Source organism: Paenirhizobium cremeum (assembly GCF_022884085.1).
Taxonomy (GTDB): Bacteria; Pseudomonadota; Alphaproteobacteria; order Rhizobiales; family Rhizobiaceae; genus Allorhizobium; species Allorhizobium cremeum.
Genome location: NZ_JAGGCS010000008.1, coordinates 16,102 through 42,347, shown reverse-complemented (window position 1 = coordinate 42,347; position 26,246 = coordinate 16,102). Strand labels below are relative to the sequence as shown.

Genomic DNA, 26,246 nt, shown 5'->3' with positions numbered 1-26,246 from the left:
TAATATACAAACTTCGATCGGTAAAGGCATAATTTATAAATTTTGAGATTTCGATATATTCGTGTATATAAAAACCGATTTGACCGGTGGGAGCCACATGAACGTCGATGCGCTGAACAAGGGACTGGATAGCCCCGCTACGCTTGCCACGAGCATCTACGAGCGGCTGAAGGCCGATATCCTCTCGGCGCGGCTTGAGCCAGGCCGCAAGCTGCAGCTGCGTTTTCTGATGGAGCATTACGAGGCGGGACAGACGCCCTTGCGCGAGGCGCTGAACAGGCTCACCACCGAGGACCTGGTGATCGGCAAAGAGCAACGCGGATTCTTCGTCAAACCGATCAGCCTGGAAGAGCTGGGGGAGTTGACGAAAACCCGATGCTGGGTCGAGGGGCTTGCCCTGCGCGAGTCAATCGCAAACTCCAACCCGGCGTGGGAGGAAGCCCTTCTCGTCGCGCATCACCGGCTGGACCGGGCACCCCGCTCGCTCAATCCGGACCGTTTCGAAAGCAATCCGGAATGGGAGCGGCTGCACCGGGCCTTTCACGCGCTTCTGATCGGCGGCTGCGGCTCGCGCCCGTTGATCGGCTTCTGCGAGCAGCTGGCGGATCGCCTCAACCGCTATCGCGCGCTCTCCAGCCGCAAGGCATTCCGGGTGCGCAAGGTCAGCCAGGAACATGCCGACATCGCAAAGGCGGTTCTCGAACACGATACGGAAGAAGCCGTGCGTTTGTTGCAGCGACACTACGAGCAGACGGCCGAATTCATCAGGGCCGACCTGCAGGCCGATGGAACCAGCTGACTGGGCGTGCAAGGCCAGCATCGCCCGCGCCGATCCGGCGCTGGCAGGGTGCCCGCGTCCGGGCCACCCCGGCCAGCGGATCAGAACGGATAATGCTGCCGGGCGTCTTCGATCGTCACCCAGCGCAGGTCGGTGAACTCGGCAATCCCGGCCTTGCCGCCAAAGCGACCATAGCCGGAGGCCTTGACGCCGCCGAAAGGCATTTGTGGCTCGTCGGAGACGGTCGGGCCATTAATGTGGCAGATACCCGACTGGATCTGGTCGGCTACGCGCATGGCCCTCTGGACATCGCGGCTGAAGACGGCCGACGACAATCCGTATTCGGTGTCGTTGGCGATACGGATCGCCTCAGCCTCGCCCTTCACACGGATGACCGGTTTGACCGGCCCGAACGACTCTTCCGAATAGATCGTCATGTCGGGGGTAACGTGGTCGATGACGGTCGCTTCGACAATGGCGCCGTCGCGCTTGCCACCGGCAACGATCCTGGCGCCCTTGGCCGTCGCATCCGCCATGATCGTCTCCATCCTCAAGGCCGCCTCCGGCGTCACCAGCGCACCAAGCACCACATGCTCACGCGGATTTCCGGCAGGAAGCGTTGCCGCGCGCGCAGCCAGCTTTGTGACGAACTCGTCGGCGATCTTCTCATCGACGATGATCCGTTCGGTCGACATGCAGATCTGGCCCTGATTCATGAACGCACCGAAGATTGCCGCATTGACCGCACCGTCGATATCGGCGTCGTCGAGGACGACCAGCGGCGCCTTGCCGCCGAGTTCGAGCAGCGACGGCTTGAGGTGTTCGCCGGCGAGCCGGCCGATGATCCGCCCAACCTTCGAAGAACCGGTAAAATTGACATGGCGTACGCGCGGATCGGCAATCAGCGCTTCAACGATCTCGGCTGCCTCTTCCGGTTTGTTGGTGACGACATTGAGGACACCCTCTGGCATGCCGGCTTCGGCGAAGCACTCGCCGATCAGACGATGGGTCGCCGGGCAGAGTTCGGAGGCCTTGAGCACCACCGTGTTCCCGCAGGCAATCGGCACAGCGACAGCGCGCGTGCCGAGAATGACCGGCGCGTTCCAGGGCGCGATCCCAAGGCAGACGCCCTTCGGCTTCAGTACGCCCATGGCAAGCGTATTCGGCTTGTCGGACGGGATGATTTCGCCGCCGATCTGGGTCACGAGAGCGGCGGCCTCACGGATCATCCCGGCTGCGAGCTTGACGTTGAAGCCCGCCCAGAGGCTCGTCGCACCCGTCTCGGAAATCATCGCCGCGATGAAATCCCCGGCCTTGGCATCCATGATGTCCGCAGCCTTCATCAAGAGCTTTCTCCGCTCCCCAGGCCCCGTTTTGGACCATGTCTCGAAGGCACGGGCAGACGATTCGACGGCAAGCCTGACGTCGGCGACACTCGCCGCCGCCGCAGTGGTGGCCACCTCGCCCGTGACCGGATCCAGACGATCATAGCTCCGGCAGCCTTCCGCGAACCGTTGCTTGCCGTCGATCAGCAATTCAATCTTCATGTTCGATCCTCCGTATTTTGTTGTTATTTCGGAATACCGGTGGCCGCCGCATAGCCCGACAGCTCGATGCCGGCCACGGCACAGATTTCGTCGTTGCCACCAACGTCTCCCGATATTCCCACGGCCCCCACGACGATACGGTTGTCGTCGAGGATCAGGACGCCCCCCGGTGACGGCACCATTCGCCCGCCGCTCACGGTCGAGAGCACACCGATAAAGGTCGCGTTTTTCTCCGCACGTTCCGTCAGTTCGCGCGAACCGAAACCCATGCCGAGCGATCCCCAGGCTTTGCCGAAAGCGATGTCGAAACGAATGATACCGGCGCCATCCTCGCGCTTGTAGGCGACCAAGTGGCCACCGGCGTCGAGGACTGCGACCGCCAGAGGCGCGAAGTTCTCCGCCCTCGCCTTTTCAAGCGCTAAATCGATGATCTGGTTGGCCTTGGACAGAGGCAGCATGATCTTACAAACTCCGTGAATTGAGGGGCTATCTGCGCCGCACAGGCGGTGGAATCAAAGGAACATCGCGAAGACATCCCGCGAGGTCGAGGGTCTGGGAACACGGAAGTCCACACTCCTCAGGTCGATTGCGGCAGGACGCTCAAGGCAGGCTTCCAGCCAGCGCTTCATCGCCGGCCAGTGTGACACGTCCACGCCCGCGATGGGGATGAAATGCATTACGGCGGCGACATTGATATCGGCTACCGTCAGCCTGTCCCCGATAATGAAGTCTCGATCTCTCAGATGCGCATCCAGAACCGACCAAGGGCGGGCAAGCTTCTTCAACGCAATGGCCTCCTCTTCCCCTCCCGGCTCGCAAGGCGCGAAAAGGTATCTGGCGGCAGATGTCAAAAGCAGCGGCTTTTCCACTTCTGTCGCAACCCAGAGCGACCATTGTGCCATCAGCGCATCTTCCTCCGGGGTTTGCGGCCCGAGCAGGCCGCCATACCGTCGCGCCAGATGGAGGTTGATCGCCAGCGATTCGAACAGCACGAAGTCGCCGTCGACGAGGGTCGGGCATTTGCCGTTGGGATTGAGAGCCAGGAATTCCGGTGGCCTGGTTTCGCCGGGCCGGAAGGCGAGCGGCACACGGGAATGCTCGATCCCGATCTCGTTCAGCATCCAGCTACATCTGTTTGCGCGCGTTTTCGTCACGTCGCCGTAAAGCGTAATCATCTCATGCCATCCTTCAAGAGTGGGTCAGTCAGTGCCGGGCCCATGCCCGATATTGGGGTCAAGCATCCTGCGCCAAATCACAGCCAACAGATCCTGAGTTCATGCGCCAGCCGAGGTTGGCGCATGAACCGGAAGCGGCCTAGAAGCCCCGATCCGAGCCCAGCGCGGTGCCCGGCACCCAGATGCCGTGGAAGCCCTCATGCACGCGGCATGGGAACTTCAGGATGGCGACCGGACCTTTGGCCAGATTGCGTGCATCGAGGATGACGAGGTCCGTGCGGTTCTCGGCGCGACGACCGACCATCGTCATCAACCAGCCGTCGCCTTCTTCCGCGTCCGCGCTACGCGGCACGAAGCAGGGTTCTTCCGGCGAGGCGTCGGGACCGGCATAGAAGAGCTCGATCTTGCCCATTTCCTCGTCGAAATGGCCGAGGCAGGTGAAGGGAGGGCCCTTTGGACCGGGCTGCAGCATCGGCCATTTTTCCGGATGATTGGTGCCGAACCAGTAATGGCGGGTGCGGCGCATTGAGAAGCGAGAATCGACCACCGGCATCTCGCCGATGTGGTCGATGAAGCGCTCCACCTTGACGTCGCCCCCCTGCGTGGAGAGGTCGACAATCCAGCGTTCGCCGAACGGCGGCAGTTCATGCGCATGCGGGTTATGGATATCCGGGAACTGGCTGAGCCAGCCGGATTCGTTGACGAAATGATCGAGCACCAGCCGACTTCCATCATCCCAGGCGTTGAAGGTATGAGTCTGCATGGCGACCTTTGGCGCCGTGTACCAGCGGATGGCGGATACCCCCCGGTCTCGCGGGATAACGGCGATGTACGTCTCCTTGTGGCTGTCCCAGTGCCAATAGGATTCGCCGCGCTTCACACGATCCCATTCACAGACCATCGGGCAAATCACGAATGCGATGAAATTGCGCGACACCAGGAAGTCGTGAACCATCGAGCAATAGGGGGCCTTGAAGCGCTCCGTGCGCGTGAACTGGCCTGCCCTGTCGATTGTGTAGACCTCGATCTCGTCGCTGGCGACACCTTCACAATTGTAGGCGAAGGCCACGCATTCTCCGGTGATGGGATCGATCTTCGGATGGGCCGTGAAGGTACGGCTCTTCAGCTGGCCGCCGAAGTCCACCTCGCCACGCGTCGTCAGGTCGTTGGGATCGAGTTCATAGGGGCGCCCGGATTCCTTAAGGGCGTAAAGCTTGCCATGGTGCCACAAGATGGAGGTGTTCGCCGTATTGGCATCTTCGCCCTCCACTTCCGGGCTGTCGGTGAAGGGATTGCGGTAGGCGCCGAACAGGGCGCGCCGGGCCTCACGCTCTAGCTGGAACTTGCGGGTGCGGACATAGCGCATGGTGAGATCCGCATGGCCGTTCTGGATGCGAACAGAGTGGACCATGCCGTCGCCGTTTAGGAAGATGTCCTTGCCATGCAATGGCGGGTAAGTGTGGTCGGCGCTGTTGCGGATATACATTCCTTCCAGTTCCGGCGGGATCCGGCCGATGACTTCAAGATCGTGCACTTGGCCTTCGATCCGTACCGGCGCGGCATAGCCGTTGAACACGACGTCATCCGGAAACTGCAGGCCGGGCTTCAAATTTGTGTGCTGGTTCATGTCAAACTCCAATCTTTGGCAGTTCTCAAGTTTTGGGAGGATTTGAAATCAGATGGCAGCGACCGCCACCTGTTCTGGTTGGCGCGCAAGCTCGCGACGGGTCATCAACATGAAAATCACCGCAACGAGAGCAAATCCGGTGACGGCCCAGCCGAGACCGGGATACCCCACACCGGCGACGATGAAACCGCCGAGTGCTGGTCCGGCAGCGGAGCCGATCATCATCATCGCGGGTGTTGCGGCGACGGCGCGTCCGGTCTCATCGACGCGGCTCAGAAGACCGAACATGAAGGTGTGAGTGAAGATCACCAGCGCAACGTAGAGCGTCGCAGGAACCGCGAAGAAGGCGTAGGTCGTTGCTCCGGTCACGGAGAGTGCAAATACCGCCTGAAGGATGGGGCCGGCGATGCCGACATCGGCCGGCGCGAACTTCTTTTGCAGCACGGCGGCGAGAAGGCCCGGCAAAAGGTTGACGAAACCGGTGACGATCAGGACGTTCTGGACGGCGCCTTCGCCGAAATCGCGCATGTCACCGATCCGCTCCACGAAGGCGAAAACCATTGCCTGGTTGAGCGCGATGCAGACGATGGTGCCAATCGTCAGCCAGGCGGCCTTGGAGAGAGGCTTCTTTACGATTACCGCCTGTTTGCCCGACACCGGCGCTTCAGCCTGCGGCACCTCGGGGAAGAACAGCAGCGCCACGACGGCACTGAAAGCCATGGTGATGGCAAAGGCTCGAAAGATGGTCTGTCCGCCGTAGGCGGCGATGATGCCCGGCAGAATCGCAAACATGATAACGGCCAGAATGCCCATCGCCACGTTGGCAATACCGAACAGGCGATGCGGGTTGGCCGAGCGTCCCATGGCCCCGTGGGTGACAGAAAGCGCCGCGCCGACGCCGAAGCCGGCCACCGCATGCAGGAGCATGAAATTGACAAGACTGTCCGGTGACACTGGTTGCCATGACGCGACCAGGAAGGCGCAGCCGGCCATGCAATAGCCGAGACACGCGAACAGGCGATGCCTCAACCGGGTGAACATCGGCGCGAATATGACACTCGAAACGACCACCGCAGCCAGAAAGGCGGTTACCGTCAGCCCGGCCTGCGGTGCCGCCAGTCCATAGAATTTCATCAGGCTGCCGATCCATAGCGGCAAGGCCGCCAGGTCGATCATGCCGGCCATGTGGCCGACGCTCAGGGTCGCTTGACCACTCCAGCTGTTCAGTTTCGTCATTGCATCCTCCCGGAACGCTGATCGTTCCCGTTGCCTCCACGCCGTCTCCTGCCCATGGCGCGGCTCCCTTCGATGTTGGCCACCGCTCGAAGAGCGGCAGCCTTGTCAAACTTTCAAAAGCTCATCGTCAGCGTACCGACGATGGCCTCGTTCCACCGGTTTCCTTCCAGTCCCTGATGGCGGGTATAGGACACCTCGAACCGTTTCCCCCGACCGAAGGTCTTGGAAATGCCTGCCCCGAAAACGGCATAGGTCGGTTCTTCGACAACGACGTCGAGATCGTTGACGAACTCCTGCTCGACGCCGAGAAGGAAATTGGGTGACCAGCCGCCGGGCGGGACTTCCTTTTCGAGCCGCATGTGCGCCCAGGCCGTGCCATAGTCCTCGGTCGAGCCGACGACGCCCGACGACACGGCGCCGAAACTGTTGGCGGTCGACTCGATGAAGCTGCGCTGGAACTGGATGCCAAGCACCGGATGGAAAACCCAGTTTTCCGGGACGATCGCGAAATCCTCGCTGCGATACTGCCCAATCAGTTCGGCCTGCGTGTAGAGATGGTCGTCTCCCTGCTTGTGCTCCATGACGAGGCCCGGACCGACATTGACCTTGAGATCAGACTCGCCCCAAGAATACTCCGCCCTTGCGGCGACACCCCAATGCTCGCTGAACTCGTCCAGAAAATCAGCGCGAATGCCACCCGCTGATCGCTTGACAGACCCGGACCCTTCAATGTCGAGATCGGTTTGTTCGTAGAAGCCTCCCACCCCCCACATCGTGCGGGCATCTGGAAAATAGAGATATTGCAGATCCGCCCGACCGGTCCCACCGTCGAGTTCCACGGGGTAACTGGCACCATTCGAGAACGTGCCCCTCACGCCGAGACGAATTGCGGATTGACCGCCCGGCAAGCCGAATATGAAATTCAGGGGCACGACGGTGTCGGTCGTGCCGTCCTGATAGTGGCTGTCCGGCAGGCCTGAGGTTTCGGCCGCGCCAATCGTGACGCGGCCTTGACCGACCCGCCACTGGACCGAACCGAACTGATCGCTTTCGAAATACGACCTGAGCAGGCCGGCATTTCCCAGAGTGGACAAAGCAACGGCAGATGCCGGTGGCTGACCACCCCCTTGGTCGCCATCGGCGCCGAAGGCATCTGTCGACAAGAATGAAACGGCGGCAACAGCCGCCCAACGCGAAATGTTCATTTCCCCTCCACTTGATAGTCCAGGAAAGCCGCTTGATCGGTTCTTTCCAAGCCGCGGCACCATCCTCCAGTGCCGGGGCGACGGGGAAAAATTAACGTCTGTCAAAGAAATGAAAATCAGATTAGATTCATTCCATGTATCGATGGCGTTAATACATGGCTGGAGGTCATAACGTATGCGTCTGGATCGGTTCGATCTGAATCTCCTCGTGGCCCTCGATGCCCTGCTCGATGAACGCAGTGTCACGCGTGCCAGCGAGCGTCTTTGCATCGGCCAATCGGCGACCAGCGCAGCGCTTGCTCGCCTCAGGGATTATTTCGGTGATGCGCTTCTGGTGCAGGTCGGCCGACGAATGGAGCTAACGCCACTGGCGCAGAGCCTGATCGGTCCAGTGCGCGATGCCCTGATGCGGACACGTTCTGCCATTTCGATCCGGCCGATCTTCGAACCCGCTGCCATTTCTCGGACTTTTTCGGTCGCCGCGTCTGACTACATGCTCGATGTTCTCCTGGCAGAGGCCGTTCGGCGTCTCGCTGCCAGCGCGCCGGGCATGCGGCTGGATATCCGGCGGACGCCGGTCGATGTCTTGGAAGCCTTCGAGCGGGGAACCATCGATATGCTAATCATCCCCGAGCAATATGCGAGCCGGCTGCAACATCCTCAAATCGAAGTTCTGCGGGATGAGCATGTCTGCATGATGTGTGCAGAACATGCTAAAGGTCTCACGAAGTTGACGATGGAGGAGTATCTCGATCGAGGCCATATCTCCATACGGCTCGGCAACCAAGCGAGCCTTGCCTTCGAGGAATGGTTCCTCCCGCGCTACGGTCGTCAACGACGTGTCGAATGCACGGTGGACCAGTTCAGCATCGCGCCCTTGCTGGTCATCGGTACGGGACGGATCGTGACCATGCATCGGCGCATGGCAGAGGAGATGGCAAAGCGTTTCCCGATTGCTCTGTTTCCGGCACCCTTCGAAATGCAACCGCTCTGTGAGGTCATGGTCTGGCCACGCTATCTGGATGAGGATCCAGCGCACCGATGGCTACGGACGGAGGTCCAGATGGCTGGATCTTGAAAACTGAATAGCACGCGCAGGTGAAGCAGGCGGCAATATCGACAACAATCGAAGGATTATCAGGTTTGTCGGCCTCCTGGATCTCGACCCGCTCGTTCCTGAAAATTGCAGTGTGATGCCGTCTCAGGCGTGCCGTTGACCAGGACGGTTATGTTCTCGACGAGATCGCCCGGGCGCGGCGCGATAGCAAGGCTTCCAAGCGATTGCTGGTCGGGCTGCTGAAGAAGCAAGGCTTGGCGCCGAAGCGGATCTTCACCGACAAGCTGCGCTCATATGGAGCGGCAAGACGCGACGTGATGTCGGCTGTCCCTTCGAAAAAGGGAACCAATGATGCAGGGATTTCGATCTGCCGGCGCCTTGCAACGTTTCATCTCAGTCATTTCAGCAGTCCGAAATCTCTTCGTCCCGCCGCACCAGAAACGCTCAGCCCTCGTCATCCACATTCATCGGATCCGCGCAAGGCGCAGTGGAATGCCGCGGCCGGCGGCCTGTTTCAGCCGAGCGCCTGGCTGACGAGGCCATAGGTCTTAGGTCCCTCGGATGTCGCGACCGGAGGGACCGCTTTGCCATGGGAGAGCGACATGGTCAGCACCGTGTCGAATACCGGCAGGCCGGCATGGGAGAGGAAGGTGGCGAAAGCGCCACCGTCCCGATGGGTATCGAGCCTCAGGAACGCGCCTTCGTGGTCGAGCACATGCGGCTGGACCACGGCGATCGCATCCTCGTCATCGCCGGCGACAACAGGGCCGACGACATGACCCCGGCCGAAATGGCGACACAGGGCGAAGGCCTCGAGCCGGCCTTCACGGAAGAGACCGTAGCCGACGGATTGCTCGAAAAGCTTTTCCATCAGCACACGCCGCTCGACGCCAAAGGCTCGGGCGTCGAGTTCGATCGCCCGGTTCAGGTGCTCGGGACCCAGGGTTGAAATCGTCGCCCCCCCGGGAAGCGGCACAGGTGTCGCCGGCCGCGTTGCCTCGCCCTGACACTGGTAGACGGTCTTTTCCGGCGCGAAGTTGAGCGACTGGTAAAGACGGCGCGCCGCGCGCGTGGCATTGAGGCGAAGTCCGCGTTCCTTGCACTCGGCCAGGACCCGCTGCATCAGCCAGTTGCCGGTACCGTTGGTCTGCAGCCTTGGGGAAGAGATGACCATGCCGACCGTGGCGAAGCTGTCGCCATGGGAGAACCACATGGCCGAGCCGAGGATACGGTCGATCTCGTCCAGCGCCACGAACCCTTGACCCATTTCCCTGAGGAACTGCCAGTCATCCGCCCGATGCGGCCAGCCGACCGCGATGGAAAGGGCATGCAACTGTTCCAGACTGGCGTCGTGGATATCGACCATCCGCGCCTGAAATGTATCGACCAACAGAGACTCGGACGCCGAGGGTTCCATTCGCCATCTCCCTTTCCCGTGCCGTTCATTCCGGTACCGCGCCGCGCGACCCGGTGAATTCGGCATCTCACTGAGTTTCCCGAAGAATACGCCGGCGTCATCGACACAAATTGCTTGAGAGCGCCGAGCATACACAACAATCCACCAAAACAAGTCCGCTTTCGGCATGCAATCGGGCGCCCCGCCTTTAAGCTTCATGGGCAGAAACAACCGTCGGGGGCCTTTTCGACCGCCCGCAGCCACGAATGAAGAGTTCGAGCATGACGCCTCCCCTTCCTTCCATCGACAGTACCGCAAGGATCCCGCCCCAGGCCGATGTGGTCATCCTCGGCGGCGGCATGGCGGGCATCGCGACCGCCTGGCATCTGGCCCGACGCGGAACCTCCGTCGCCGTCATCGAGAAGGGACGCGTCTCGGCCGAACAGTCGAGCCGGAACTGGGGCTGGTGCCGCCAGCAGAACCGCGACCCGCGCGAACTGCCGCTTGCCCAGCTTGCCATCCGCATATGGGAAACGCTGAATGCGGAGACCGGCGAGGAAACCGGTTTCGTGCGCAGCGGCCTCGTCTATGCCTCCAACAATGACGCTGACATCGCCACCTGGGAAAAGTGGGGCAAGATTGCCCATGGCTTCGGGGTCGATACCCGCATGCTCTCGGGCACGGAGGTTTCCGCCCGGCTGCCGGGCAACAGCCGCACATGGCGCGGCGGTGTGCACTCCCCGACCGATGGCCGCGCCGAGCCGCAGCTTGCGGTTCCGGCCATGGCCCGCGCCGCGCAACGCGCCGGCGCCGTGATCGTCGAGAACTGCGCCGCTCGCGCCTTTGAAACCACCGCCGGCCGCGTCTCGGGCGTCGTCACCGAACAGGGGCTGATCCACTGCTCCGCGGTCGTGGTCGCCGGCGGCGCCTGGAGCGGCATGTTCCTGCGCCACCACGGCTTCAGGTTCCTGCAAGCCTCGGTGAAATCGACCTCCTTCTATACGATGGCGGCTCCGGCCGTGACCGAGGGCGGCGTATCCATGCAGGACGTCACGCTGCGCCGCCGGCTGGACGGCGGCTATACGGTCGGCCTCAGCGGTCAGGGTCAATTGCAGATCACCCCTTATGGGCTGCTGCAGGCGAAGCCGTTCTGGCCGACCTTCAAGCTTCGCCGCAAGGGACTGACCTTCGGCATCGGCAGGCAGTTCCTCGATGGGCCGGAGGCAATCATCCGCTGGAGCGCCGACGGAATTTCGCCCTTCGAGCGCACCCGCATTCTCGATCCGAAGCCGGATGCCCATCTGGTGGCCAAGGGCTTGCGGAAGCTTCAGGAGATCTATCCGGCGCTTGCGGGCATCAGGGTGGCCGAAAGCTGGGGCGGCATGGTCGACTCGACACCCGACGCCATTCCGGTCATCTCATCCGTCGCGTCGCAGCCCGGGCTGTTCATCGCGTCCGGCTTCAGCGGCCACGGCTTTGGCATCGGCCCGGCGGCCGGCCAACTGGCGGCGGATCTCGTTCGCGGAGACAAGCCTTGCGTCGACCCGAAACCCTATCGCTATGAACGCATGATCGACGGCACCGATCTCGGCAAGCCGGGCATGCTGTGAGGTGACGATGCAGACCACGGAAATCCTCGAACGCCTCATCGCCTTCCCCTCCGTCGTCGGAACACCGAACGGCGCGATCGTCGGCTGGGTGCGGGATTATCTCGAAAGCCATGGCGCGCGCGTCCATGTGCTGGACGGACCGGAAGGCGACCGCGCCAATCTCTTCGCCACCATCGGTCCGGCCGATGTGCCCGGCTACGTGCTCTCAGGCCATATGGATGTCGTTCCGGCCGGCGAACCCGAATGGACATCCGATCCCTTCCGCCTGCGGGCCGAGGGCAGCAGCCTTTTCGGCCGTGGCACCTCCGACATGAAGGGCTTTCTTGCGGCCGTGCTCGCCGCCGTTCCCGAGATCGCGGCGGCACCGCTGGCGCAGCCGATCCATTTCGCTTTTTCCTATGACGAGGAGGCCGGCTGCCGCGGCGTGCCGCATATGCTCGCGAAGCTCCCGGAACTCTGCGCGACGCCTGCCGGCGCCATTATCGGCGAGCCGAGCAACATGCGCGCGATCCTCGCTCACAAGGGCAAGGCGGCAGCGCATGTCACCATCGGCGGCCGCTCCGGCCACTCCTCGCGTCCCGATCTCGGCCTCAACTCCGTGCATGCCATGGCCTCCATCCTGACGACCGCCGTCGAGGAGGCCGAGCGGCTGACGCAGGGGCCGTTCGACGCGGCTTTCGAACCTTCTTATTCGTCGCTTCAGGTCGGCACGATCAACGGCGGCCAGGCCGTCAACATCATTCCCGACCGCTGCGTCGCCGAACTCGAGGCCCGCGCCATTGCCGGCGTCGATCCGACGGCCCTGCTTACGCCGGTGAAGGCAGCCGCCAGCGCCCTTTCCTCGCGCGGCTTTGCTATCGATTGGGTCGAGACCAGCAGTTATCCGGCGCTGTCGCTCCCGGCAGATGCGGCGCTAGCCCGCCTGCTGGAGGAACTGACGGCAACGCCTCCGCTCGCGGCGGTTAGCTACGGCACCGAGGCCGGATTGTTCCAGGCGGCCGGCATTGACGCCATCATTTGCGGTCCGGGCGATATCGGCCGCGCCCACAAGCCCGACGAATTCATCCTGATCGAGGAACTGCAGTCCTGCCGGGCGATGATCGGCGCGCTTGCCGCCCGCTGCCGGGCCTGACGAACGAGGGGATGCGACCGAAATGACGTTTCTGTTCAACTCCGATGCAAAACGCGGCGCGATCTTCGCCGAAGCCTTCGCGCGCGATCTGCCCGACGTGCCGTTCTCGATGGACCCGGCGACCGTCGACCCGGATGCGGTGCGCTACCTCATCACATGGACGGTTCCGGAAAACCTGGCGAGCTATCGCAATCTGGAAATCCTCTTTTCCATAGGCGCCGGCGTGGACCAGTTCCGCATCGACGCCGTGCCGCCGCATGTGAAGGTGGTTCGCATGGTCGAAGATGGCATCGTGCGCATGATGCAGGAATATGTGACGATGGCGGTGCTTGCCCTTCATCGCAACCTTCCAGCCTATCTCGACCAGCAGCGCCACCAGACGTGGCGGATGCTGGCGCAGTCACAGGCAGGCGAGCGACGTATCGGCGTGCTCGGCCTCGGCATGCTCGGCACCGCTGTGCTGGAGCGTTTGAAACCCTTTGGCTTTCCGCTTGCCGGCTGGAGCCGCAGCCCGCGCGAAATCGAAGGCGTCACCTGCCACAGCGGCAAGTCCGGGCTTGCGGCGATGCTGGCGGAAACCGACATTCTCGTCTGCCTGCTGCCGCTGACGCCGGAGACCCGCGGCTTTCTCGATGCCGATCTTTTCCGCCAGCTGCCGGCGGGCGCGGGCCTCGTTCATGTCGGGCGCGGACCGCAACTCGAGCATGATGCGCTGATCGCGGCCCTCGACGAGGGACATCTTTCCGGTGCGGTGATCGACGTCACCGATCCCGAGCCGCTTCCGGCCGGCCATGCCTTCTGGTCGCATCCGAAAATCCTGCTGACCCCGCATGTCGCGAGCGTCACGCAACCCGAAACCGCCGCCCGCGCCGTCGTCGAGAACGTCAGGCGCTACAAAGCCGGCCTCGACCCCATCGGGCTCGTGGACCGGACCCGAGGCTACTGATTTCCCCCTCCCCCCGAAAGGAAGAACATGTCCCTGCTCAAGACTATCGACACCAATCCCTCCTCCGCACCGCGCGAATCCGGCCCGCTGCCGGAACGCCTGATTGCCGGCAATCCCTCCTTCAAGACCTGGGCGCAGGATGTCGCCCGCGGCGAGATGATCCATACCGGCGTATGGGAAGCGACGCCGGGCGAAACGCGCTCGATCAAGGGCGAGACCTTCGAGTTCTGCCACATCATCTCTGGCGTCGTCGAAATCACCCCGGAAGGCGGCGAGCCAGTCGTCTACAAGGCCGGTGACAGCTTCGTCATGAAGCCGGGTTTCATCGGCGTCTGGAAGACGATAGAAACCGTTCGGAAAATCTACGTTACGGTCATGTGATTGCGATGTTGCGCGACAAGGTCATCTTCGAGGCGTCCCGCAAGGGGTATACGCTGAGCACGGATCGGAGCCGGTTCGATCCGGTCGAGGTTCATCGCTTCCTCGTCAACGAGTCCTACTGGGCGCGCAACCTCACCTTCGAGCAGCTGGAAAGGGCGCTGGAAGGCTCCCTGCCGGTGGCCATCTACGCCCCGGACGGCACGCTTGCCGCCTTCGGCCGGCTGGTGACGGATTACGCCGTGTTCGCCTATCTGCGCGACGTCTTCACCCTGCCCGCCCATCGCGGTCAGGGTCTTGCCTCATGGCTGGCGCTGGAGATCCGTAATCATCCGGAACTTGCCACCGTCACGAGCTGGATGCTCGCGACGAAGGACGCCCATGCCGTCTACGAGAAGGCCGGCTACCGGCCGGCACCCCATCCCGAATATTACATGACGGTGCCCAAACCCGAATAGGACATAACCAGTGGTTATGGATTCCTCATCGAAATTCGGTGGTGGTGTCATATAGCCGATGCGACAGTCATGCCAACGACAGGAGAACGGCATGACTTATCGGATCGGTGTGGATGTCGGCGGGTCCTTCACGGACTTCGCGGTGCTGAACGAGGACACGGGGAGGCTTTCGACGCTGAAGGTGTTTTCGAGACCGGATGCGCCCGGCGAGGAAATCCTGCTCGCGCTCGATACGCTGAAGGCGCGCGACGGCATGGACGCCGCCGAGATCGCCTATTTCACCCATGGCACCACGGTCGGCGTCAACACCGTGATCCAGCGCAACGGCCATGACATCGCGCTCTTCACCACCCGCAATTTCGAGGACGTGCTGGAAATCGCGCGCCTCAAGATCCCGCAGATCCACAATCTCTATTCCGTCCGGCCCGAACCGCTGATCCGTCGCGACCGGGTGTTCGGGATCGCGGAACGTACGCTGGCGACCGGCGAGATCGCAGAGGCACCCCGGGAGAACGATGTCGCCCGCGCGGTCAAAGAGGCGCTTGCCGCCGGCTGCAAGGGTATCGTCATCTCCTTCCTCCATTCCTATCGTAACCCGGCGAACGAACGAGTCGTCAAGGCGATGATCGAGCGTCTCGCTCCCGGCCTGCCGGTCGTTTCCTCGGCCGATACATGGCCGATCATCCGCGAATACGAGCGCACGATCACCGCCGTCATCAGCGGCTATGTGCAGCCGCGCGTCGCCCATTATCTCGACCGCTTCGAAACCGTTCTGCGCGGTCGTGGCGTTGCCTGCCCGCTGCTCATCACCAAGACCAATGGCGGCGTGATGGGCATCGACCAGGCCCGGGCCGAATGCGTGCAGATGATCCTTTCGGGAACGGCCTCCGGCGTCATCGGCGCCGGCTATCTGGCGAAGGCGAGCGGTTTCGACCGGATCATGAGCCTCGATATCGGCGGCACCAGCGCTGACGTCGCGGTGATCGTCGACGGCACCGCGCAATACGGCGTCGGCGAACTGATCGGTGACTTCCAGATCCATGTCCCCTCGGTCTCGGTCAGTTCGGTCGGACAGGGCGGCGGCTCGGTCGCCTGGATGGACCCGCTCGGCTTCCTGCAGGTTGGCCCGGAAAGCGCCGGCTCGACGCCCGGCCCGGCCTGTTATGGCCGCGGCGGCACCAGGCCGACCATCACCGACGCCATGGCCGCCTCCAACCTGATCGGCCACATGCCGCTCGGCTACGGCGCGGTCACCGTCGACCATGCGGCCTCGCGGGCGGCGCTTGAACCGCTTGCCGCCCAGCTCTCGACCAGCGTCGAGGAACTGGCGGGCAGCGTCATCGATATCTCGGTTTCCGGCATGTATGCCGAAGTGAGCGCGCTCGTCTCGCGTTTCGCCATCGATCCCAGGGAGTTTCACCTGTTCGCCTTCGGCGGCGCCGGCGCCATGCTCGCCTGCTTCCTTGCCCGCGAACTCGACATGAAGGGCGTCGTCGTGCCGCCGACGCCGGGCGTCGTGTCGGCGCTGGGCGGCCTGATCGCCGACCTCAAGAACGACTTCATCCGCACCACCTATTGCGAGGTGAACGAGACCGGCATCGCGGGGCTGCTTCCGGTCTTCTCCGACCTGGAAAACGCAGCACGAGACTGGCTGAAGACACAGGGCCACACGGAGGAAGGCGAGATCCGGCTTTCGGCCGACATGCGCTATCTCGGCCAGTCCTTCGAGATCGAGACCCCGCTCGAGACGGTCTGGCTCACCGCTGGCGATACGGCCGCGGTCGCCGGCGCCTTCCACCGCGAGCACGAAAGGCTCTACGGCCATTCCGACGAGACGGCCGCGGTGCAGATGGTGAGCCTTCGGCTCGTCATCTCCGGTGCGACGCCGAAATTCGTCCTGCAACCGGCTCCGGAAGCAACGGGACCAGCCGAACCGCGTTTCCATGTCGAGGGCTGGTTCAAGGGACGCACCTGGGTCACCGGCGTCTATCGACGGGAAGAGCTCGCTGCCGGCCATGAATTCCAGGGACCCGCCATCATCGCCCAAGACGACACGACCACGGTCGTTCCGCCCGGTTTCGAGGTCTGCGTCGACCGCCTCGGAAATCTCGTCATCACCAAGTCGGAGCTGTGAGCATGGCCATCGATCGCCGCAACCTGAAAGTTCTCGCCAACTTCTGCGCCGCCGCAGCCGACGCCATGGCCTTCACGCTGATGCGCACCGCCCATTCGGCCTTCGTCAAGGAAACGGAAGACTTTTCCTGCCAGATCGTCACCCGCGAGGGGCTGGCCTTCGCCAATCCGCGCCAGTTCGGCGCGCCATGGTACAGCGGCATCGATTACGCGCCGCTGCTTGAGATGTTCGACGACTATGCGGAAGGCGACATCTGCATCACCAACGATCCCTATAACGGCTTCGTCGCCACCCATTCGCCGGATATCCATATCTGGAAGCCGGTGTTTCACGAGGGCCGCATCGCCTGCTTCGTCGTCGGCCACATTCACAATACCGACGTCGGCGGCGCGGTGCCGGCCTCGCTCTCGCGCTCGCTGAACGAAATCGAGCAGGAGGGCCTGCGCATTCCGCCGGTCAAGCTCGTTGAGAAGGGCGTGCTGAACCCATTCATTCCCGAGATGATCCGCGCCAATGTTCGCCTGCCTGAACAGAACCTCGGCGACCTCCATGCCCAGATCGCCTCCGTCAATGTCGGCGAACGCAAGATCCTGGAGATCATCGACCGCTTCGGTTTCGATACCTTCATCGAGGGCGTCGAGCAGATCCTCGACTATGCCGAAGCGCAGGTGCGCCAGATCCTGACGCACGTGCCGGACGGCGACTACTTCTTTGCCGACTATGCCGATGAGGATTCCGTTGGCGGCAAGCCCTGCCGTGTAGCGCTGACGCTGAAGGTGCGCGGCGACGAGATCGTGCTCGATTACACCGGCTCCGATCCGCAGCTCGGCTCCTCGCTCAACATGCCGACCGGCGGGCGTGAACGCCATCCGCTGGTGATGGTCGGCCTGACCTACGTGCTTTACACGCTGGACAACAGCCTGCTTCTGAATGCCGGCACACTGCGCCCGGCCCGGGCCATCCTGCCCGAGGGATCGGTGGTCAATTGCCAGCGGCCGGCCGCCGTCGGCATGCGCTCGCTCACCTGCGCCATGACGCAGATCGTCACCGTCGGCGCGTTCGCGCAGGCGTTGCCCCACCTGATGCCGGCCGCCTCTCCCGGCGGCAACGCGATCATGAACATCAAGACCAGCGGTCGCAACGGCCGCCCGGTCATGGCGTCCATCGGTCCGGTCGGCGGCGGTGGCGGTGGCACGCCCTTCGGCGACGGCAGCGACGGCGCGGGCGGGGCGACCGGCTTTCTGCGCAACACGCCGATCGAGATCAGCGAGGCGGAAGTGCCGATCCGCTTCCTGCGCTACGGGCTGGAGCCTGACAGCGGCGCACCCGGCCGTCATCGCGGTGGCCTGTCCGCCGTCATGGAATTCGAGGTGTCCTCGCCCGAAACCGTGGTGACGGCGCGAAACCGCAACCGCTCGATCATGCCAGCCTGGGGCGTGAACGGCGCTAACGCCGGCACGGTATCGCGCTTCCTGCGCAATCCCGGTCGTGCCGACGAGGTATCGCTCGGCAATACCGATGTCATCAATTGCGGTCCTGGCGACGTGATCCGTGTCGTCGGTCCGGGTGCCGGCGGCTGGGGCGATCCCTTCCTGCGCGATCCCGCAGACGTTCTGGACGACGTCCTGAAGGGGGCGGTCAGCGAGGAAAGCGCAAGGCGGGATTACGGTGTCGCCATTCGCGAACGCCGCGTTGACGAGGTCGAGACCGCAAGCCTGCGCGCAGCCCGCCCGGCGGACCCCACGCCCCCGGTCATCACCTACGGCGCGGAACGCCTGGCATTCGAGGCTGTCTGGACCAAAGAGCGCTACGATCTTCTGACCGAATTCCTGGCGACCGCGCCCGTCGGCTGGCGCTTCTTCCTGAAGCACCGGATTTTCGAGGCGGTGGAAAAGTTGGGCTCCGACATCCGGCCGGTCGCCGACCAGATGCGTGGCCTGTTTCAGGAGATGAAAATCCGCTACGGTCTCTAGGCCGAAGAGATACCCCCGGGGAAACCGTCGTTCCATGAATGTCCGCCAGCTCGAGATTTTCCGGACGATCATGCGCGACGGCACTATCACCGCCGCGGCCAATTCGCTCGGCGTCTCGCAACCGGCCGTCAGCAAGCTTCTGCTGCAGTTGGAAGACCAGCTCGGATACGCGCTATTCGAGCGGATCGGCGGGCGGCTGGTGCCGACGATGGAGGCGCATCTGCTGTTTTCCGATGCGGACCGCGTGTTCCGCCAGATGGAGGCGCTGAAGACGCTTGCCCGCGATGTCGGCGCCAACAAGATCGGGTTGTTGCGGATCGGCGCAAGCCTGCCGCTTGCCTATTCGGTGCTGCCGCCGGCGCTGGGCGATTTCCGCGCCCGTCATCCGGAGGTGAAGATCCACCTGCACACGCTCCCGAAGCGCGAGATCGCAGAAGCCCTGACCATCGGCGACATCGATGTCGCGGTGACGCTCTCGGCCATCCTTGCACCGAGCGTGCGGGTGGAAGCGCTCGGCGCCACGCCAATGGTGGCGGTGCTGCGGGAAGGCGATCCGCTCGCCGCCCATGACGTCATCACGCCGGAACTTCTCGAAGGCGTGCCGCTGATTTCCTACGGCTCCCATGCCGACGAGGTCGGGCCGGCGCTCGATGAGGCCTTTGCGTCGAGGGGGCTCAACCGCGATGTCGCGATCCAGATCGCCTCATCCGTCGGTGCGCTGCCTCTGGTGCGGCAGGGGCTCGGCGTCGCCGTGGTCGATGGCCTCGCGGTGCTTCAGGGCGGGGAAGGCATCGTCGCCCGGCGCTTCGAGCCGGCCGTCACCACCCGCGTCTCGATTTCAATCAACGAACAACGCCCGAAATCCCGTTTCATCTCGGCTTTCCTGCAAAGCCTCCGCCGCTCCTTTGCCGCGGCGGAAGATTGCACTGCCCCTCGCCGGTAAAACAGGATTTTCATTCGCGCCTGCCGTCCCACACGACGCATGCTGCTCACGCGCGGCAGTTACCCTACCGCATCGGCCCGAAGATCGGCCTCGATCTTCGGAAAGCTCGATGCGTAGATTCAAAAAGTTAGAGCGTCCTTTGTGCGTCCGACTGGACGCACGGCGCTCTAGCCTAAAGGCTTTGCAAAGGTGCGCGTCATGACCCTCAGTTTCGATCCCGATACCCTTCCGCTGCCCGTCGGTCATTTCATCGGCGAACGGCTGGTGGAGGCCGGTGGCGTCATCGACATGCATCGCCCCTCCGATGGCAAGGCCTATGCCGGCTGCCCACTCGCCGACGAGGCAACCGTCGACCGCGCCGTCGAAACCGCGAAGAAGGCCCTGAAAGCCAGCAATTGGGGCGGCGTACGTCCCCGCGAACGCACCAAGGCGATGCAGCGCTGGGCCGACCTGATCGAAGCCGAGGCCGCAACGCTCGCCAAGCTCGAGGCGCTTTCCTCCACCCGGCCCGTTGGCCATCTCGTCGCCGGCGATATCGCCATCACCGCCGAGCAGATCCGGTTCTTCGCCGAATTCGCCGACAAGGAAGGCAGCGATCTCGTACCGACCGACGACAATAGTCTCGGCATGGTGATGACGGAACCCTACGGCGTGGTCGGCGCCATCACGCCATGGAACTTCCCGGTCTCGATGGCCGGGTGGAAGCTCGGTCCGGCACTGGCAGCGGGCAATGCGGTGGTGCTGAAACCTTCCGAAATGACGCCGTTCTCCACCGTCTATCTCGCCGAACTCGCCGTGCGCGCTGGCATCCCGGCAGGTCTCGTCAACATCGTGCTGGGCGACGGCCCGACCACCGGCAACGCGATCACCGGGCATCCCGATATCGCCAAGATCTCCTTTACCGGCTCGACCGGCGCGGGTTCCGCGATCATGGCCAATATCGCCCGCACCGGGGTCAAGCCGATGACGCTGGAACTCGGCGGCAAGAGCCCGCAGCTCGTCTTTGCCGACGCCGATCTTGGCAAGGCGGCCGAAGAGATTGCCAGAAGCATTCTTTCCAATGCCGGACAGGCCTGCGTTGCGGGTTCGCGCCTGATCGTCGAGGAAAGTGTGGCCGGCACTCTTGTCGAGGCCATCATCGCCCGTATGAAGGCCGTGCGCCCGGGCCCGACCTGGGACGAGGCAAGCCAGTATTCGCCGATCATTTCCGAGCGCCAGCGCGGCCGCATCGGCAGCATCGTGCAGGCGGCGGTTGCCGCCGGCGGCGAGTGCCTGACCGGTGGCGCGGCGATGGAGGGCGAAGGTTATTTCTACGCCCCGACCCTGATCGCCAATGTCCGGCAGGACTCGCCTGCCGTGAGCGAGGAGATCTTCGGACCGGTTCTGACCATGCAGACCTTTACCACGGAGGAAGAGGCGCTGGCGCTTTCCGACCATCCGACCTACGGGCTGGCGAGCGGCATCTTTACCCGCGATCTCTCCCGCGCCATCCGCCTGACCCGCCAGATCCAGGCGGGCACCGTCTGGGTCAACCGCTACAGCCGCTCGCGCGATCACATCCTGCCGACCGGGGGTTACAAACGCTCCGGGATCGGAAAGGATCTCGGCCGCGACGCCTATCTCGCCAACCGCAAGAGCAAGAGCGTCCTCATCAGCCTCTGACAGCACAAGGTCTTTCCCCATGCAGACATATTCCATCGCGCTCATTCCCGGCGACGGCATCGGCCGTGATGTCACCGCGGCAGCCTGGAGCGTGCTCGAAAAGGTTTCCAGCGATGCGGGCTTCGCCCTCAAGGGCACCGAGTTTCCGTGGTCCTGCAAGTTCTACAAGGAAACCGGGGCGATGATGCCGCCAGACGGCATCGAGACGCTGCGTAGCTTCGACGCCATTCTGCTTGGAGCCGTCGGCTGGCCGGCGGAAGTGCCGGATTCGGTCTCGCTGCATGGCCTGCTTCTGCCGATCCGCAAGGCCTTCGTGCAATATGCCAATATCCGTCCGCACCGGCTGCTGCCCGGCGTGCAGGGGCCGCTGAAGGCCGAGGCATTCGACATCCTCTGCATCCGCGAAAACACCGAGGGCGAATATTCCGGCGCCGGCGGGCGCGTGCATCAGGGCACCGCGGACGAAGTGGCGGTGGAAACCTCGATCTTCACCCGCAAGGGTGTCGAGCGCATCCTGCGCTTCGGTTTCGAGCAGGCCCGCGCCCGGCGCGGCAAGCTCGCCTCCATCACCAAGTCGAACGCCCAGAAATATTCCATGGTGTTCTGGGACGAGGTGACGAAGGAGCTTTCCGCCGAATATCCCGATGTCACGGTCACCAGCTATCACATCGACGCCATGGCCGCCCGCATGGTCATGGCGCCTGAAAGCCTCGACGTGGTGGTTGCCTCCAATCTCTTCGGCGACATCCTTACCGACCTTGGCGCCGCCATCCAGGGCGGTCTCGGCTTTGCGGCCTCCGCCAACATCAACCCGGACCGCTCCGCTCCGTCGATGTTCGAACCGGTGCATGGTTCGGCACCCGATATCGCCCATCTCGGCATCGCCAATCCGATGGCCACCATCTGGTCGGCTGCGATGATGCTCGATCATCTCGGCGAGAAGGACGCCGCCGCCCGCATCATGGCGGCGCTTGAGCAGACCACCGCCCGCGGCATCGGCACCGTACCGGGCAAGGACAGGACCGACGTCATCACCGCCGCAGTGCTTGCGGCGCTTTCCTGATATTTAAGGACAAGACATGCAGAACCTGAAGGACAAGGGCCTCTTCCGCCAGCAGGGCCTCATCGGCGGCAAATGGGTCGATGCAACCTCCGGCAAGACCGTCGATGTGACCGATCCCGCAACCCAGTCTTCCATCGGCAGCGTGCCGGATATGGGCGGCGACGAAACCCGCGCGGCAATCGAGGCGGCCAATGCCGCCTACCCCGCCTGGAAGCGGAAGACCCATGCCGAACGGGCGGCCCTTCTCGAGGCCTGGTTTGCCCTGATGATCGCCCATATCGACGATCTCGGCCTGATCCTGACAACCGAACAGGGCAAACCGCTGGACGAAGCCAAGGGTGAAATCCGCTACGGTGCGTCCTTCGTCAAATGGTTCGCCGAGGAAGCCCGCCGCATCGGCGGCACCACCATCCCCTCGCCGACGCCCGACCGCCGCATCGTGGTGCTGAAGGAGCCGGTCGGCGTCTGCGGCATCATCACGCCGTGGAATTTCCCCAATGCGATGATTACCCGCAAGGTGGCCCCCGCACTTGCCGCCGGCTGCACCGTGGTCATCAAGCCTTCCGAATTCACGCCCTATTCGGCGCTGGCGCTCGGCGTGCTCGCCGAACGCGCCGGCATCCCGGCCGGCGTCGTCAACATCGTCACCGGCATGCCGACGGAAATCGGCAACGAGATCATGGCCAACGAAACGGTCCGCAAGATCTCCTTCACCGGCTCGACCCGCGTCGGTTCGCTGCTGATGCGCGGCGCATCCGACAGCGTCAAACGGCTCTCGCTCGAACTCGGCGGCAATGCGCCGTTCATCGTGTTCGACGATGCCGATCTCGATCTTGCCGTCGAGGGCGCGCTGGTTTCCAAGTTCCGCAACGGCGGCCAGACCTGCGTCTGCGCCAACCGTATCCTCGTCCAGTCCGGCGTCTACGATGCTTTCGCAGCCAAGCTTTCCGAGCGCGTCAACGCGATGAAGGTCGGCCCCGGCACCGAGCCCGGCATCTCCATCGGCCCGATGATTAACGAGGCGGCCATCGCCAAGATCAACCGCCATGTGGAAGACGCGCTTTCCAAGGGTGCGAAGGTCGTGACGCAGAAGCCGGCAATGCCCGATGGACCGCAATACACCGCGCCCGTCGTGCTGACCGGTGCGACCACCGAAATGCTGCTGGCAAGCGAGGAGACCTTCGGTCCGGTCGCGCCACTCTTCCGCTTCGAAACGGACGAGGAAGCCATCGCGATTGCCAACGGCACGCCCTTCGGCCTCGCCGCCTATTTCTACACCGAGAGCCTGAAGCGTTCGTGGAAGGTCGCCGAGGCACTGGAATTCGGCATGGTCGGCCTGAATACCGGCGCGATCTCCACCGAAGTCGCCCCCTTCGGCGGCGTCAAGCAATCCGGCCTCGGCCGCGAAGGCGCCCAGGTCGGCATCGAGGAATATCTGGAGATGAAAACCTTCCACATCGGCGGCCTCGCCTGAGGCTGTTGATGGGCGGAAAAGGCAAACGGCCAATGCAGGTTCTTTGCGGAAGCCAAGTTTCATGAAAGCGTGGCTTCCGATTTTGGCCCAAACCGGTCATTGAGCGCACTTGTCACCCACCGCTTTGGAGCGCCGAACTCCATCAGATGATCGACAGGCGGGTTATCATTCGCATGAATTGGTATCAACGGTGGTTCTTGCCTCCGCTGTAATCGTCAGGGTTGGATAAACATGATAGGATGGTAGCTTGGGCCAACCGTTTATAGGGACTCGCTTCAATGTCTTCGTTGGCGACGCTTGCAACGTTGGAAGCTTCTAGACTGATCCAATATGGGAATGAGCTTTTTGCTCGCCGCAATTGGGAGCGGGAGCGACTGCTGGCCCATCAGCATGAACAGCTGGTCCTTATGCTGCGGCATGCCATTGATGCCTCGCCTTTTTATGGCAAAACGATAAGCGAACTGGTTTTGCGCAACGCGCCGCTTCACGAATTTCCGATCCTGACCAAGCAGATCCTCATGGCGAATTTCGACCAGATCGTCACCGATCCCCGGCTGGATCGAAGGCTGGTCGAGCATCACCTCGATAGCGATAACCCTGGCGACCTGCTTCTCGGCGAATACAGGGTCGCGGCTACTGGAGGGACGACCGGCGTAAAAGGGCTTGCTGTATTCGACAGTTCGGCTTGGTTGGCCGCAATCGGCAACACTTTGCGGTTTCAGAGATTTGTCGGCATTGATGAGGCGACCCAAAGCATGGGCATTTTCGCTTCATCGCCCGTGCATATCTCCTATCGCATTGGAACCGAGATGCGAGCCATACGCTCGCCTGCGCCGAGGCTGAATGTGTTGATGCCGATCGAAGCGGTCGTTGAAGGTTTGAATGCCTATCAGCCGGAAGTCGTCTCGACCTATCCGTCGTTCGTGCGTGTGCTGGCAAACGAACAACTAGCCGGCCGTCTGCATATAAGGCCAAGGCTAATTCGCACGAGCGCGGAAACTCTTACTCCGAAGGTGAGAGAGATCGCCGCAGACGCTTGGGGTGCGAAGGTCGCCAACTCCTATACCTGCACCGAGGCTGGAGCTATGGGGCATGAATGCGAGTGTGTCGATGGATTGCATCTCGCGGAGGATGCCTTCGTTTTCGAGGTCGTGGACGACAACGACCGGCCGGTGCCAAACGGAACGCCTGGTGCAAAGCTGCTGGTGACGACACTTACCAATCGCGTACTGCCTCTGGTGCGCTACGAAATCTCGGATATCGTCACGCTCGCGACCGAACCTTGCCGCTGCGGTCTGCCGTTCTGGCGCATCGCGAACATCGAGGGACGGAGAGAAGAGATGCTGCGGTTTGCGAAACGCGGCGGCGGAACGGTGGATGTCCATGGGCACCGGCTTCGTTCCCCGCTAACCAGCATCGAAGGGATAAGCCAATATCAGTTTGGCCAGTTGCCCGACGGCGTCGAAGTCACCATTTCACTCTTGCCCGGTTTTGATGCCGAATTGGTAAGCCACAAGCTGGAGTTCGCCCTGAGGGCGGCATTGGCAAAAATCGACGCCGAGCCTGCACAGATCCTCATCCGCGTTGTCGATGCAATCATGCGTTCGGGGTCCGGCGCGAAACAGCGGCTGGTAGTTTCGCCCACTTCGGGTTAGCTCACGCACAGCCTCGCCTCTTATTTTACGAAGGTATCTATTGTCCGTTTGTGGCGCTTCTGCGCCATGACGTACCTGGGCAATCCAACTTGCCGATCAAGCTCCACAGGGTGAAAGACGTAGAAGCTCATCCGCCACACGTTGCATCAATTCTGCGGTGGACTGCTCACCTTGAAGGCGAAGAACTGGGGCGGATTGATCGGCTAACCAACTCTCATGCTGCACAAGGTTGCGGCCAGTAAACGAGGGATCATCATAGCGCGAGGCCCAGTCCCGGAACGCCAGATGCGCCTCGTGCATGTCTCCGCCTGGCAAGATGCGCGCGCCATACCGGGCGGCCTCGCGCTGGTCAAGACGCTGAAGCCGTATGGTCGTGGGTGTTCGAAGAAATACGATTAGATCGACGTTGTGAATCAGAGCATCGCCCCAGCCGATGAACGAACCCGTCAAGATCCACCCTTCGGTTTCGCTTTGTCTGTCCTGTATCTGGCGGACACGTTCTTCAGGTGGACGCTTTGTGCTGAACGGGGGATCGGTCGGCATCCAGTAGAAGTCATCGACATCCAGTTGCGGAACGCCGAACCGCTTGGACAGCACAGCGCCGAGTGTGGAAACGCCTGAGCAGGATGCGCCGGTTAAGTATACTCGCGGCCGATAAGTCATGCGGTTCCCTCTAGCAAGAAGCCGCTTTTAGCGTGATGTGCCGTAGTGCTCAATGACAGGTTTTGGCGCTTCTGCGCCAGGACGGCCGTCGGCCCGAGGCCGTCATCAACCTGTTGTAGGGAGTCGGGTAAGTG

General features: G+C 62.7%; 22 protein-coding genes and 1 pseudogene. 15 read left to right on the top strand and 8 right to left on the bottom strand.

The genetic code is table 11. The features are described 5' to 3' along the window. Window positions 1–97 precede the first annotated feature (97 nt). Entirely contained in the window at window positions 98–799 is a 702-nt protein-coding gene (locus J5N58_RS15320) for a GntR family transcriptional regulator (protein ID WP_113340080.1), read from the top strand. A gap of 80 nt (window positions 800–879) precedes the next feature. Here the strand turns inward: J5N58_RS15320 and J5N58_RS15315 are convergent, their stop codons facing one another. The 6 genes from J5N58_RS15315 to J5N58_RS15290 all read right to left on the bottom strand — a co-directional run bounded on the left by J5N58_RS15315 (window position 880) and on the right by J5N58_RS15290 (window position 7,568). Beyond that, the gene (locus tag J5N58_RS15315) at window positions 880–2,325 is read right to left on the bottom strand and encodes an aldehyde dehydrogenase (RefSeq protein WP_244711490.1); all 1,446 of its coding nucleotides are present in this window, start codon (window positions 2,323–2,325) and stop codon (window positions 880–882) included. A 23-nt stretch (window positions 2,326–2,348) separates the two neighbouring features. Beyond that, the gene (locus J5N58_RS15310) at window positions 2,349–2,783 is read right to left on the bottom strand and encodes a GlcG/HbpS family heme-binding protein (RefSeq protein WP_112829711.1); all 435 of its coding nucleotides are present in this window, start codon (window positions 2,781–2,783) and stop codon (window positions 2,349–2,351) included. A gap of 54 nt (window positions 2,784–2,837) precedes the next feature. Continuing rightward, the gene (locus J5N58_RS15305) at window positions 2,838–3,500 is read right to left on the bottom strand and encodes a glutathione S-transferase family protein (RefSeq protein WP_112829710.1); all 663 of its coding nucleotides are present in this window, start codon (window positions 3,498–3,500) and stop codon (window positions 2,838–2,840) included. 139 nt (window positions 3,501–3,639) lie between these two features. Beyond that, the gene (locus tag J5N58_RS15300) at window positions 3,640–5,127 is read right to left on the bottom strand and encodes a carotenoid oxygenase family protein (protein WP_113340082.1); all 1,488 of its coding nucleotides are present in this window, start codon (window positions 5,125–5,127) and stop codon (window positions 3,640–3,642) included. A 48-nt stretch (window positions 5,128–5,175) separates the two neighbouring features. Continuing rightward, a complete protein-coding gene (locus J5N58_RS15295) occupies window positions 5,176–6,363 on the bottom strand; it encodes an MFS transporter (protein WP_244711488.1) in 1,188 nt (395 codons plus the stop codon). A 113-nt stretch (window positions 6,364–6,476) separates the two neighbouring features. Further along, window positions 6,477–7,568 carry a hypothetical protein gene (locus J5N58_RS15290; protein WP_244711486.1) on the bottom strand — a complete coding sequence of 364 codons (1,092 nt, stop codon included), beginning with the start codon at window positions 7,566–7,568 and terminating at the stop codon, window positions 6,477–6,479. Between the two features lie 175 nt (window positions 7,569–7,743). On the opposite strand from J5N58_RS15290, the gene J5N58_RS15285 reads away from it, so the two are divergent. After that, window positions 7,744–8,646 carry a LysR family transcriptional regulator gene (locus J5N58_RS15285; RefSeq protein WP_112829706.1) on the top strand — a complete coding sequence of 301 codons (903 nt, stop codon included), beginning with the start codon at window positions 7,744–7,746 and terminating at the stop codon, window positions 8,644–8,646. Between the two features lie 122 nt (window positions 8,647–8,768). After that, window positions 8,769–9,170, top strand: a pseudogene (locus tag J5N58_RS15280) (DDE-type integrase/transposase/recombinase); the annotation flags it as partial. On the opposite strand, the gene J5N58_RS15275 reads toward J5N58_RS15280, so the two are convergent. Then, window positions 9,140–10,042 (bottom strand): GNAT family N-acetyltransferase, encoded by a 903-nt coding sequence (locus J5N58_RS15275; RefSeq protein WP_244711484.1) that lies wholly within the window; start codon window positions 10,040–10,042, stop codon window positions 9,140–9,142. The pseudogene J5N58_RS15280 and the gene J5N58_RS15275 overlap by 31 nt on opposite strands. 260 nt (window positions 10,043–10,302) lie before the next feature. Between J5N58_RS15275 and J5N58_RS15270 the strand changes: the two genes are divergently transcribed. The 12 genes from J5N58_RS15270 to J5N58_RS15215 all read left to right on the top strand — a co-directional run bounded on the left by J5N58_RS15270 (window position 10,303) and on the right by J5N58_RS15215 (window position 25,449). Next, on the top strand, window positions 10,303–11,631 hold the full coding sequence (locus J5N58_RS15270) for an NAD(P)/FAD-dependent oxidoreductase (RefSeq protein WP_113444167.1): 1,329 nt from the start codon (window positions 10,303–10,305) through the stop codon (window positions 11,629–11,631). Window positions 11,632–11,638: 7 nt separating this feature from the next. Further along, the gene (argE, locus tag J5N58_RS15265) at window positions 11,639–12,763 is read left to right on the top strand and encodes an acetylornithine deacetylase (RefSeq protein WP_244711482.1); all 1,125 of its coding nucleotides are present in this window, start codon (window positions 11,639–11,641) and stop codon (window positions 12,761–12,763) included. A 22-nt stretch (window positions 12,764–12,785) separates the two neighbouring features. Next, a complete protein-coding gene (locus J5N58_RS15260) occupies window positions 12,786–13,709 on the top strand; it encodes a 2-hydroxyacid dehydrogenase (RefSeq protein ID WP_244711479.1) in 924 nt (307 codons plus the stop codon). A 27-nt stretch (window positions 13,710–13,736) separates the two neighbouring features. Continuing rightward, window positions 13,737–14,090, top strand: a complete 354-nt coding sequence (locus J5N58_RS15255; protein ID WP_113446816.1) for a cupin domain-containing protein — start codon at window positions 13,737–13,739, stop codon at window positions 14,088–14,090. Between the two features lie 5 nt (window positions 14,091–14,095). Next, on the top strand, window positions 14,096–14,545 hold the full coding sequence (locus J5N58_RS15250) for a GNAT family N-acetyltransferase (protein ID WP_113340089.1): 450 nt from the start codon (window positions 14,096–14,098) through the stop codon (window positions 14,543–14,545). 91 nt (window positions 14,546–14,636) lie between these two features. After that, window positions 14,637–16,679, top strand: coding sequence for a hydantoinase/oxoprolinase family protein (locus tag J5N58_RS15245; protein ID WP_244711477.1), 2,043 nt, complete (start codon window positions 14,637–14,639; stop codon window positions 16,677–16,679). A gap of 2 nt (window positions 16,680–16,681) precedes the next feature. Then, a complete protein-coding gene (locus J5N58_RS15240; protein ID WP_244711475.1) occupies window positions 16,682–18,652 on the top strand; it encodes a hydantoinase B/oxoprolinase family protein in 1,971 nt (656 codons plus the stop codon). Between the two features lie 34 nt (window positions 18,653–18,686). Continuing rightward, window positions 18,687–19,595, top strand: coding sequence for a LysR family transcriptional regulator (locus J5N58_RS15235; protein WP_113444164.1), 909 nt, complete (start codon window positions 18,687–18,689; stop codon window positions 19,593–19,595). A 198-nt stretch (window positions 19,596–19,793) separates the two neighbouring features. Continuing rightward, window positions 19,794–21,257: an aldehyde dehydrogenase family protein gene (locus J5N58_RS15230; RefSeq protein WP_113444163.1), complete on the top strand. Its 1,464-nt coding sequence runs from the start codon at window positions 19,794–19,796 to the stop codon at window positions 21,255–21,257. 19 nt (window positions 21,258–21,276) lie between these two features. Beyond that, the gene (locus J5N58_RS15225; protein WP_113466147.1) at window positions 21,277–22,320 is read left to right on the top strand and encodes a tartrate dehydrogenase; all 1,044 of its coding nucleotides are present in this window, start codon (window positions 21,277–21,279) and stop codon (window positions 22,318–22,320) included. A 16-nt stretch (window positions 22,321–22,336) separates the two neighbouring features. Further along, a complete protein-coding gene (locus J5N58_RS15220; RefSeq protein WP_113438554.1) occupies window positions 22,337–23,794 on the top strand; it encodes an NAD-dependent succinate-semialdehyde dehydrogenase in 1,458 nt (485 codons plus the stop codon). A 278-nt stretch (window positions 23,795–24,072) separates the two neighbouring features. After that, window positions 24,073–25,449, top strand: a complete 1,377-nt coding sequence (locus J5N58_RS15215) for a phenylacetate--CoA ligase family protein (RefSeq protein WP_244711473.1) — start codon at window positions 24,073–24,075, stop codon at window positions 25,447–25,449. Between the two features lie 96 nt (window positions 25,450–25,545). On the opposite strand, the gene J5N58_RS15210 is transcribed toward J5N58_RS15215, so the two are convergent. Next, window positions 25,546–26,112: an ATP-binding protein gene (locus tag J5N58_RS15210; protein WP_113444161.1), complete on the bottom strand. Its 567-nt coding sequence runs from the start codon at window positions 26,110–26,112 to the stop codon at window positions 25,546–25,548. Window positions 26,113–26,246: the final 134 nt, after the last annotated feature.